The following is an 8931-nucleotide window of genomic DNA, read 5'->3' as shown; positions in this document are numbered from 1 at the left end:
CAGCAGGCGGCCCGCGGCACCCAGAGCGTGACCGACACGGTGGGCCACGTGAACGCGTCGGCCTCGGAAACCGGCGCGATCGCCGAGAACGTGCTGGGCGCCGCCGCCCAGTTGCACCGCCAGGCGGATTCCCTGCGCTCCAGCGTCCACACCTTCCTCGAACGCGTCCGCACGGCGTGACTCCCGCCGCCGCGGGCCGGCGGCGTCAGCGGGGCCCGACGACGGGCTCCGCCGCCGCCGCGACGGCGAGAAGGCGGCGGTCGGCGAAGGCCGCGCCCATCAGCGACAGACCGCACGGCAGGTCGCCGGGCGCCTCCTGCATGGGCAACGTGACCGCGCAGCGCCCGAGGACGTTCGCCAGCGACGGGTTGCGCAGCACCCGCGCGTTGATCCGGGTGAAGGCGTCGTCGTCGGTGAAGGCGTCGAAACGCGGCGCGACGCACGGCACCGTCGGCAGGACGAGGGCGTCCCACGCCGCCGTCGCCGCGTCGACCCGCCGGATCAGATCGGCGCGAGCCTCCACGAGGTCGATGTAGTCTGCCGCGTCCATCGCCGCCCCCCGCTCGATCCGCGCCCGCACACGGGGATCGTAGAGGTCGCCCTTGGCCGCCAGCAGGCGGCGGTGCCAGGCGTAGGCCTCGGCCGCGGGAAAACCGCCCTTCGCGTTGAGCGCGGGGATCTCGCCCAGTTCGGCCAGGGCGATCTCCTCGACCAGCGCTCCGGCGTCGGCCAGGCGGCGGCAGGCGGTGTCGAAGGCGGCGGCGACCGCCGGCTCCAGATCGTCGAGCACGATGGTGCGCGGCACCGCCAACCGCAGCCCCTTCACCCCGGCGGCGGGCAGGCCGGCGTCCGCTTCCCCGGCGAGCACCGCGTCGGCCAGCGCGCAGTCCGCGACCGTGCGGGCCAGCGGCCCCACGGAATCGAGCGTGCGCGACAGCGGCACCGCCCCGTCCAGCGGCACCCGCCCCTGGGTCGGCTTGAAGCCGACGAGGCCGCAGAACGCGGCGGGGATGCGCACCGACCCGCCGGTGTCGGTGCCCAGCGCCAGGGGCACCATGCCCGCCGCCACCGACACCGCCGCCCCGGAAGAGGAGCCGCCCGGGATGCGCGCGGGATCGGCCGGGTTGGCCGGCGTGCCGCGATGGGGGTTGAGGCCGACGCCGGAAAAGGCGAACTCGGTCATCGCCGTACGGCCGACCACCACCGCGCCGGCGGCCCGCAGGCGCGCCACCGCCGCCGCGTCGCGCTCGGCCGGCGGCATGCCGGCGAGGGCGCGCGATCCCGCCAGGGTGACCCGGCCGGCCTCGTCGAACAGGTCCTTGACCGACACCGGCACGCCGGCCAGCGGCAGGCGGCGGCCGGCGCGGGCCAGCAGGTCCTGCGCGTCGGCCTCCAGCGGGGCGGTGTCGGCGTGCACGGCGGTGAAGGCGAGGCGCCCCTGCTCGCCCGCGGCGGCGATGGCGGCGAGGGCGGCGTCGGTGCGGCTGCGGGCGGTGGCGGCGGTCATGGCGGGTGCGGGCGGTGGCGGACGGACGGCATCCTACACCGGCGGATTCGCCGCCGCGCGCAAACTTTCCTCTTGCACGTCGCCCGAGATCCGGCTTATACAGCGCGCCTCTTCCGGCGTGGCGCAGCGGTAGCGCAGCGGACTGTTAATCCGTTGGTCGTTGGTTCGAATCCAACCGCCGGAGCCAGCGCGGGTGTAGCTCAGTTGGTTAGAGCGCCGGCCTGTCACGCCGGAGGCCGCGGGTTCAAGTCCCGTCACTCGCGCCATTTTCCTTCCCCGACGATCACCCCGGGGCGGCCCGCCGCAGGTCGCGGGCCGTGAGGTGGACGTTGGCGTCCGCGTCGAGATTGCGGTCGACGATCCGCAGCTCCACCGCCTTCTCGAACACCGGCCGGTTCAGGCACACCAGTTCGACCGCCTCCTCGGGCTTCGGCGCATGGCCGGCCAGGGTCTGCAGGGCGCGCCGCGGCACGAACACGCGCCCCTGGTACTCCCCCAGCTCGACGCCGAACTCGACGGCGTCCGCCGCCTCGTTCCAGGCGGGGTCGTCGGGAAAACGGAACAACGGCATTGTGGCTCCTGACGGCGGATTCGGCCGGCGGCATCCCACGGCCGAAGGCCGCCCGGACGACGCGGCCAGTCTATCCCAGACCGGCCGCCCGCGCACCACGCCGCACGGAAGGCCGCCGGGAAGGCCGCCGGAAAGAAAGCGTCACGCCGGGCCCGACGCCTTCGTCACCTCGGCGATGCCGTCGAAGGCGTCGGCCCCCTCGCCGACCCGCAGGTCGTCGACGTAGATCGTCCGGCTGGCCGGGCCGGTGCTGGCCGGCCGCTTCCAATCGTACTTGTAGAGGCCGAACTTCAGGTAGGGGCCGGCGGGGTCGTTGAAGCAGTTCGCGCCCTTGACGTCGGCCACCAGCTTGCCGTCGCGGTAGAGGCGCAGGAAGCCGGCGCCGTCATGGTTCCAGCGGACGTTCCACACCCAGTCGGTCCAGGCGCCGATGGCGCCGTCGATGGGGCCGAGGTCGATCTGCTCGGAACGGTCGTAGCGCTTCTCGCCGTTGCCGATGGTGTAGCGGCTGGCGTCGGCCCGCACGATCAGGTTGAAGTGGGCGCGACCGTCGCGCGGCACCACCTGGAGCGCCACCGGCGGGTTGCGCCAGGGCTCGCCGGGGTCGGGGACGGAGTGGAACTGCATCAGCACGGTCTCGCTGCTGTCGGGCTCCGTCCATTCCTTCGGCATGAAGACGCGCAGACCGTACCAGTATTCGCCGCCCGCCTTCGCGAACATCCCGTCGTCGAAGGCCGGCGCCGGCAGGGCCACCGGCTGCAGCTCGGTGCGGTAGGCGTATTCGCCGGCGTAATGGTCGAGGACGATGCGCACCACCCGCTTCCCGTCCATCTCGACGATGCTGGAGGGATTGCCGGAGGTCTTGAAGCCCATCGCCTTCAGCCCGTCCGGGCGGGCGAAGTCGGACGCGAACAGCACGCCGCGGGCCGCATCCTGGGCCGCGACCTCGGTGCATTCCACCAGGATTCCCAGGACCGGCAGGGTGGCCAGCATGGCCTTGCGAAGAGCTTTGCGGCGGTCGGACATGACGTCGGTCCCCCTCTTTCGATACGACGACAAGGGATGCCGCCATGCTATCCGCCGCCACGCCCCGCCGGCAGACGGGCAAGCCGGCGACCCCGATTGCCCTGGCGCCGGCGCCGACGGATCACCCCCGAAGGCGGCGTTCGAGACGCCGGTGGTGGTGGAGCAGCCACAGGCCGGTCCCCGCTCCGGCGGCCGCGCCGAGCACACTGGCGGCGGCGTCGGTCAGGGACGGCGAGCGGCCGGGGACCACGGACTGGACCGCCTCGATCGCCACCGCCAGCAGGACCAGCGACGCCCACCCCGCCACCGTCTGGCGGCGGCCCACCGAACCGACCGTCATGCCGACGCCGAGGACGGCGAAGGCGGCGGCGTGGACCAGCTTGTCCACCCCATGCGCCGACGGCGGCGCCAGCTGCGGCAGGGCGGCGCCGACCAGCACCAGGGCCGACAGGGGCAGCAGCAGCCGGCGGGCGCCGCGCCGCAGGGTGCCGAGGGCGGGCAGCGCCGCTCCGCTCATCGGCCGGCCAGCAGGACGGCCAGCGCGGCCAGCACCCCGGTCGCCGCCCAGAGCAGCGCCCCCGGCCCCACCCAGAGCCCGAAGAACACGGCGGCCGAGGCCAGCGCCAGCGTCAGCACCAGGATGCGGGCGGCGGGTGAACGCAGGGCCAGCGCGCCGGCCGGCGGGAAAACCAGGCTCACGGCCGCGATCAGCGCACGGTTCATGTCTCTTCCCCTGCTCTGCACTCATGCCTTGGCCAGTCCGGCCGGACCCTTGAGGTGCTCGGCCAGCCGCATGGTCAGGGCGATCAGCATCATCGTCGGCCCGGAGTAGCCGGCGGTCGGGAAGACCGAGCTGCCGGCGACGTAGAGGTTGTCGACGCCATGAACCTTGAGGTCGCCGTCCACCACGCCGTCCTCCGGCCGCTCGCTCATGCGCGTCGTGCCGATGTGGTGGAAATGGCCGTGCACGCCGCGCTCGACCATCTCCGGGGTGATCGGCTCGAGCTGGAAGCGGCCCAGACCGAGCGCGCTCATCTCCGCCGCCACCAGTTCCGCGCCCTCGCGGAACGTGCGGTAGTCGAGGTCGTTGAGCTGCCAGTCCAGATGCGCCGGCCGGCTGCCGACGGCGTCGCGGCGGTCGGCGAGGACGACGCGCGAGTTCGGGTTGGGCGCCTGCTCGATGCGGTGCTCCAGCACGTAGTAGGGGGCATCGCCCTCGGGCGGCCAGATCTTGCCGGCGACGGCGTCGACGGCGCCCGGCAGGTTGCCCAGCACGTCGGCGAGATCCTCCAGGAAGACCGGATCGAACGGCTCCCAGAACGCGTCCTTGATGCGGCCCATGGCGGCCCGCACCGCCTCGTTCTCCTCCGGCGGCATGAAGCGGCAGTAGTATTGCAGGATGCCGCGCTCGCGCATCGCCGCCTCGGACAGGCCGATGTTGGCGTTGACGTTGATGGACGCCATGTAGCCGGCGTCGTAGATCGCCGGAAAGCGTCCCGGCGCCGGGATGAAGACGCCGGCGGCGACCTGCGCGTGCTCCATGAAGTAGCGGCCGACGTGGTCGTGGCGGTTGCCGACGCCGTACGGCACCACGTCGTCGGAATCGAGCAGCAGCCGGGCGTTCTCGATGGCGTGGCAGGCGAGCACGACGACGCGGGCCCGCACGGTGGCGGTGGCGCCGTCGAGGGTGCGCACGGTCAGCCGCTCCACCCGCCGCCCGTCGGCGTCCAGGCCGACGTTGGTGACGTTGGCGTGCAGCAGCACCTCCAGGTTGGTCTGCCGCTCCAGCGCCTCGCGGTAGAGCTGGCGGAAGCGCACCTTCTGACTGATCTGGAAGACCTTGGTCAGCAGCCGCTCGCTGTGGCGCTCCATCAGCGCGCCGTCCGGCAGGCCGCGGGCGCGCAGCTGGTAGGCCGGATCCCAGCCCTCCGGCCGCAGATCCAGCATGTCGGCGGCGCGCTCGATGTAGGGCATCATGGCGTCGAGGCCGAGCGGCCAGGCCGGCACGCCGAGCTCGGGCCGGCCCTCGTGGTCGATCGGGTCGTTGGGCCGGCAGTAGCCGCCCCAGTGGTTGGTGGTGCCGCCGAAATAGCGCAGCCGGCAGGCCGTCAGGTCGTAGTAGGGCAGCCCGAGGTTGGCGCCGCGGTAGAGTCCCTGGGTCTGGCCGTCGATGTCGAGGCCGCCGCTCTCCAGCAGCAGCACGCGCACCGGCGCGTCGGCGAGCTGCATGGCGAGCGTCATGCCGGCGGCGCCGGCGCCGACGATGCAGAGGTCGGCGTCCAGGGTCTCCGGCAGGCCGTCGGTGAGGGCGTCGCGGAACCGGCTCATGCGAGGGGCACCTCCGTCAGCGGCCGCTCCGGCGGCCGGCGGACCGCGTCCGGCCAGCGCTCGGCCGCGGCGAGGCAGAGCGCGCTCTCCAGCTCCGACAGGCGCAGCCCGTCGATGCGGACGATGCGGCCGGCCAGGAAGTCCTCGGCGATGGCGAGGCGCACGGTCTCGGCGGGGTTGCCCAGGCGCTCGCCCGGCAGGGCGGCGAGCCGCCGCTCCTGGCGGTCCATCAGCGCCTCGGCGGCCTCGTCGCCGAGGCGGGCGCGCAGCCAGGCGCCGAAGGAGGCGAAGGCGCGGCCGCCGCCCAGCGCCGCGGCGGTGGCCGGCAGGCGGGCGCCCACCGCGAACGCCACCCGCGGGCGGACGCCGCACAGCACGATGCCGGCCGCCGCTCCCGCCAGGGAGAAGAGAAGGCGGCGACGGGTCGGGGTCGTCTTGGGAATCACGCGCGTCACTCCCGGCTGAGGATGTACTGGACCAGGGCGTCGGCCTCGTCCGGCCGGTAGCCCTGGATCGCCATGTTGGTGCCCGGCAGGACGGCCTCCGGGTCTTGCAGGAAGCGTTTCAGGCGCTCGGCGTTCCAGGTGAAGCCGGCTTCGGCCGCCGCCTCGGAATAGGGATAGTCGCGGGCCTGGCCGGCCTCGCGGCCGACGATGCCCACCAGGTGCGGGCCGACGCCGTTGTTGCGCTTGCGGATGTCGTGGCAGGCGGCGCAGGACTGGAACAGGCTGCGGCCCCTCTCGATCTGCGCCGGATCGAGCGCCACCTCCGGCTCGCGCGCGCAGGCCGCCGCACCCAGCAGCACCACGCCCAGCAGCGCCCGGCGAAGCCACGACGACGAGATGTTCGGCATGACGGGTCAGTCCTTGTTGACGGGATTTGGCGCAGGCACCCACCGGTTTTGGGGAGCGCGCGGCGGCGCATCAACGGACCGGAGAGGGTGGCCGGCCGATGCGGGCGGAGTACGCCGGGCGGACGCGCGGCCAGCACCACTTTGCTCAGGCCGGCACCGGCACCGCCTTCGGCGCCCCGGCGGTCGCCTCGTAGCGGGCGCGGCAGCGGTAGTACCAGCAGAGGTAGAAAGCCCAGGAGCCGAAATGGATCGACGTGTTCATGGTGAAGGCGTTGAGCTGCACCGGCACGCACATCCAGCCGAGGAAGTAGGCGCCGAGCAGCGCCGGCCGCCACGCCTCCGGCGGCGGCAGGCGGCGCGCCGTGCGCAGGCTGTAGACGATCACGAACCCGCTCAGCAGCACCGCCAGCGAGCCGCCGAGGATGCCGAACTGCATGAAGGCGCCGTAGAGGCCGAGGTCGGTGATGTTGACCGACAGCGCTAGGCTCTCGGCCAGCACGTTGTTGCGGGTCGCCGTCGCCGACATCATGCCGAAGCCCAGACCATAGGTCTCGGCGAAGTACTCCGAATAATGGTCGAAGGTGTGGAAGCGGACGGCGACGTTGAGCTCGCGCGACTCCAGCAGGTCGTCGCGGAACAGCATCTCGATGTACTCGTGCATGATCAGCGGCACCACCATGGCGCCGATCAGCAGCACGGTGGCGCGGACCAGGAACGACTTGGTCTCGAAGCTGCGGCGGTCGACCGCCAGCAGGACGATCATGCCGATGCCGGTCGCCATCATGCCCTGGCGGCTCTGCACCACCGCCTCCTGCAGGGCGAGGCAGCCGAGCAGCGCGGCACCGGCGGCGATCTTCCAGTGCAGCGGCACGGTCGGCACCAGCAGCACCGCGAACATGGCGAGCGAGGCCAGGAAGAACTCGTACTTCATGATGACGATGCGCGACACGTCGATGCCGAAGATCGAGCGGCGCGCGTACCACGACAGCGCGTCCCACAGGCCGAAGCGGTAGATCGCCATCAGCGCCGCGGCGATCAGGCCGCCGGCGATCAGTCCCCACAGCACCTCGCGGTCGTTGAAGCGCAGCGCCATCAGGATGTAGACCTGCAGGATCGGCATGTAGACGTAGTGGGCCGGCAGCCAGTCCTTGAGCGGCTTCGGATAGAACAGCGTGTTGGCGAACAGCGAGACGACCAGCATCGTCGCCAGCAGGATCAGCGGCCACAGGGCGAACGGGTGGCGGAACAGCTCGCCCCGGTGGATCAGGAACGCCAGGCTGGCGAGGCCGCCCGCCGTCACCAGCGCCGACCCGCCCTGGCGGAACAGGACGTCGTCGACCCCCCAGACGACCGCGAACAGTTCCGCGTAGTAGAGCGACATCAGGATGATCAGCCCGACCCGCCACCACGACAGGCCGCCGCGGTCGAAGCGGCGGGGCGCGTCCGGGTCGATGGGCGTGACGTACGCAGGCTGCGGCATGGCGCTCCCCTCCGGTCAGGCGACCGAGGTCTCGGGATGGCGGGAGATCGGATGGACGTCGTAGCGGACCGACAGGCCGGGCGGCGCCACCAGCCCCAGCAGCACCAGCCAGGGCGCGAACAGCCGGGTGCCGGCCCATTCCGGCCCCTTCCCCTGGCGGGCGCTGCGCACCGCGTCGACGGTGAGCAGGGTCAGCGCGGCGGCGGCCAGCAGCGGCACCCCGGCGACGAGCGCCACCAGGGTCGCCCCCTGCAGGGCGCCGCCCATGAAGACGCCGCGCTCGCGCCGGACCACCGCCGCCAGCCCCTTGGGGTTGGCGAGGTTCTTGCGCACGAGACGGCCCAGGCTGCGCGGACGCATGTCGCGGTAGAAGTCGAGCCGCCGCTGCGGCGAGAAATAGTAGTGGGTGAGGTGCAGCGCCATGCAGTCGGGGATGCGCAGCAGGCGCGCCCGACGGCTGAGGCGGATGGCGAAGTCCCAGTCCTCGCAGATCTTCTGCGCCTCGTCGTAGCGCAGCGTCGCCGTGCGCGCCGCCGGACCGAGCAGCAGCGCCCCGCCGCTCAGCCGAACCAGGTCCGGCCCGCCCGGGGCATGGCGCCAGATCTGCTCGCCCTCCGGGCGGTTCTGCGCGTCGAAGCGCTGTTCGCGCAGCGACCCGACGATCGCCTCGGCCTCGCCGCGCAGGATGCGGCCGACGGCGGCGGCGATGAAGTCCGGGTTGAGCACCATGTCCCCGTCCAGCATCATCAGGAAGCCGTCCGGGGCGTGGGCCAGCACCACGTTGCGCGCCGCCGCCGCGTTGGCCCGCCCCTCGATGCGGTAGACCAGGGTGTCCCGGCGCGCGGCGGCGAAGGCGGTCATGGTCCCGGTGGTGCCGTCGTCCGACGCGCTGTCCACCAGGACGAGGCTCAGGTCGCCCGCGAACGCGCCTTCCGGCGGCAGAGAGCGCAGGCAGTCCTCCAGGAACGGCAGACCGTTGCGGGCGATGACGCCGATCGTCAGCCGCTGTCCCGCCGGAATGCAATCGGCGACCGCCGCCCAGCCGGCGCCGGGCACGGCGTCGCGGATGCCGGTCATGGGTTCCGTTACAACGTCCATGATGTTCCCTGCTCGGATGGTTTCGGCTCCGACCCCCTTCGGGCGCGCGGCCCGGAGGGCGATCCGGA

At 72.8% G+C, this 8931-nt stretch carries 10 protein-coding genes, 2 tRNA genes and 1 pseudogene; 3 read left to right on the top strand and 10 right to left on the bottom strand.

The features are described from left to right. Window positions 1-180 (top strand): annotated as a pseudogene (locus tag ACSBPG_RS27415) (globin-coupled sensor protein); the annotation flags it as partial. Between the two features lie 25 nt (window positions 181-205). Here the strand turns inward: ACSBPG_RS27415 and ACSBPG_RS27410 are convergent. Beyond that, on the bottom strand, window positions 206-1507 hold the full coding sequence (locus ACSBPG_RS27410) for an amidase (protein ID WP_435540420.1): 1302 nt from the start codon (window positions 1505-1507) through the stop codon (window positions 206-208). 112 nt (window positions 1508-1619) lie between these two features. Here ACSBPG_RS27410 and ACSBPG_RS27405 point away from each other — a divergent pair. Then, window positions 1620-1694: transfer RNA gene (locus tag ACSBPG_RS27405), tRNA-Asn, on the top strand. A 2-nt stretch (window positions 1695-1696) separates the two neighbouring features. Continuing rightward, window positions 1697-1773: transfer RNA gene (locus ACSBPG_RS27400), tRNA-Asp, on the top strand. A 17-nt stretch (window positions 1774-1790) separates the two neighbouring features. Here the strand turns inward: ACSBPG_RS27400 and ACSBPG_RS27395 are convergent. From ACSBPG_RS27395 to ACSBPG_RS27355, 9 genes are all read right to left on the bottom strand, one after another. Then, window positions 1791-2078, bottom strand: coding sequence for a DUF1488 domain-containing protein (locus tag ACSBPG_RS27395; protein ID WP_435540419.1), 288 nt, complete (start codon window positions 2076-2078; stop codon window positions 1791-1793). 141 nt (window positions 2079-2219) lie between these two features. Next, window positions 2220-3104, bottom strand: coding sequence for a polysaccharide lyase (locus ACSBPG_RS27390; protein ID WP_435540418.1), 885 nt, complete (start codon window positions 3102-3104; stop codon window positions 2220-2222). Between the two features lie 121 nt (window positions 3105-3225). Further along, the gene (locus ACSBPG_RS27385; RefSeq protein WP_435540417.1) at window positions 3226-3621 is read right to left on the bottom strand and encodes a VanZ family protein; all 396 of its coding nucleotides are present in this window, start codon (window positions 3619-3621) and stop codon (window positions 3226-3228) included. Then, window positions 3618-3827 carry a hypothetical protein gene (locus ACSBPG_RS27380; protein ID WP_435540416.1) on the bottom strand — a complete coding sequence of 70 codons (210 nt, stop codon included), beginning with the start codon at window positions 3825-3827 and terminating at the stop codon, window positions 3618-3620. The genes ACSBPG_RS27385 and ACSBPG_RS27380 overlap by 4 nt, the downstream gene beginning before the upstream one ends. 21 nt (window positions 3828-3848) lie before the next feature. Further along, window positions 3849-5432, bottom strand: a complete 1584-nt coding sequence (locus tag ACSBPG_RS27375) for an FAD-dependent oxidoreductase (RefSeq protein WP_435540415.1) — start codon at window positions 5430-5432, stop codon at window positions 3849-3851. Beyond that, a complete protein-coding gene (locus ACSBPG_RS27370; RefSeq protein ID WP_435540414.1) occupies window positions 5429-5878 on the bottom strand; it encodes a hypothetical protein in 450 nt (149 codons plus the stop codon). Before ACSBPG_RS27370 ends, ACSBPG_RS27375 begins: the two co-directional genes overlap by 4 nt. A 5-nt stretch (window positions 5879-5883) precedes the next feature. Beyond that, a complete protein-coding gene (locus tag ACSBPG_RS27365; RefSeq protein ID WP_435540413.1) occupies window positions 5884-6285 on the bottom strand; it encodes a c-type cytochrome in 402 nt (133 codons plus the stop codon). Window positions 6286-6430: 145 nt separating this feature from the next. After that, window positions 6431-7765, bottom strand: a complete 1335-nt coding sequence (locus ACSBPG_RS27360; RefSeq protein WP_435540412.1) for a hypothetical protein — start codon at window positions 7763-7765, stop codon at window positions 6431-6433. A gap of 15 nt (window positions 7766-7780) precedes the next feature. Further along, window positions 7781-8863: a glycosyltransferase family 2 protein gene (locus ACSBPG_RS27355; RefSeq protein ID WP_435540411.1), complete on the bottom strand. Its 1083-nt coding sequence runs from the start codon at window positions 8861-8863 to the stop codon at window positions 7781-7783. Between the last annotated feature and the right edge of the window lie 68 nt (window positions 8864-8931).

The organism is Azospirillum sp. ST 5-10 (assembly GCF_051225715.1).
Taxonomy (GTDB): Bacteria; Pseudomonadota; Alphaproteobacteria; order Azospirillales; family Azospirillaceae; genus Azospirillum.
This window is presented reverse-complemented; position numbering and strand designations above follow the sequence as displayed.

Excerpts from the sequence above, each read along its gene's own strand:
- ACSBPG_RS27410 (WP_435540420.1), bottom strand. The coding sequence starts at position 1,507 with ATGACCGCCGCCACCGCCCGCAGCCGCACCGACGCCGCCCTCGCCGCC.
- ACSBPG_RS27395 (WP_435540419.1), bottom strand. The coding sequence starts at position 2,078 with ATGCCGTTGTTCCGTTTTCCCGACGACCCCGCCTGGAACGAGGCGGCG.
- ACSBPG_RS27390 (WP_435540418.1), bottom strand. The coding sequence starts at position 3,104 with ATGTCCGACCGCCGCAAAGCTCTTCGCAAGGCCATGCTGGCCACCCTG.
- ACSBPG_RS27385 (WP_435540417.1), bottom strand. The coding sequence starts at position 3,621 with ATGAGCGGAGCGGCGCTGCCCGCCCTCGGCACCCTGCGGCGCGGCGCC.
- ACSBPG_RS27380 (WP_435540416.1), bottom strand. The coding sequence starts at position 3,827 with ATGAACCGTGCGCTGATCGCGGCCGTGAGCCTGGTTTTCCCGCCGGCC.
- ACSBPG_RS27375 (WP_435540415.1), bottom strand. The coding sequence starts at position 5,432 with ATGAGCCGGTTCCGCGACGCCCTCACCGACGGCCTGCCGGAGACCCTG.
- ACSBPG_RS27365 (WP_435540413.1), bottom strand. The coding sequence starts at position 6,285 with ATGCCGAACATCTCGTCGTCGTGGCTTCGCCGGGCGCTGCTGGGCGTG.
- ACSBPG_RS27360 (WP_435540412.1), bottom strand. The coding sequence starts at position 7,765 with ATGCCGCAGCCTGCGTACGTCACGCCCATCGACCCGGACGCGCCCCGC.
- ACSBPG_RS27355 (WP_435540411.1), bottom strand. The coding sequence starts at position 8,863 with ATGGACGTTGTAACGGAACCCATGACCGGCATCCGCGACGCCGTGCCC.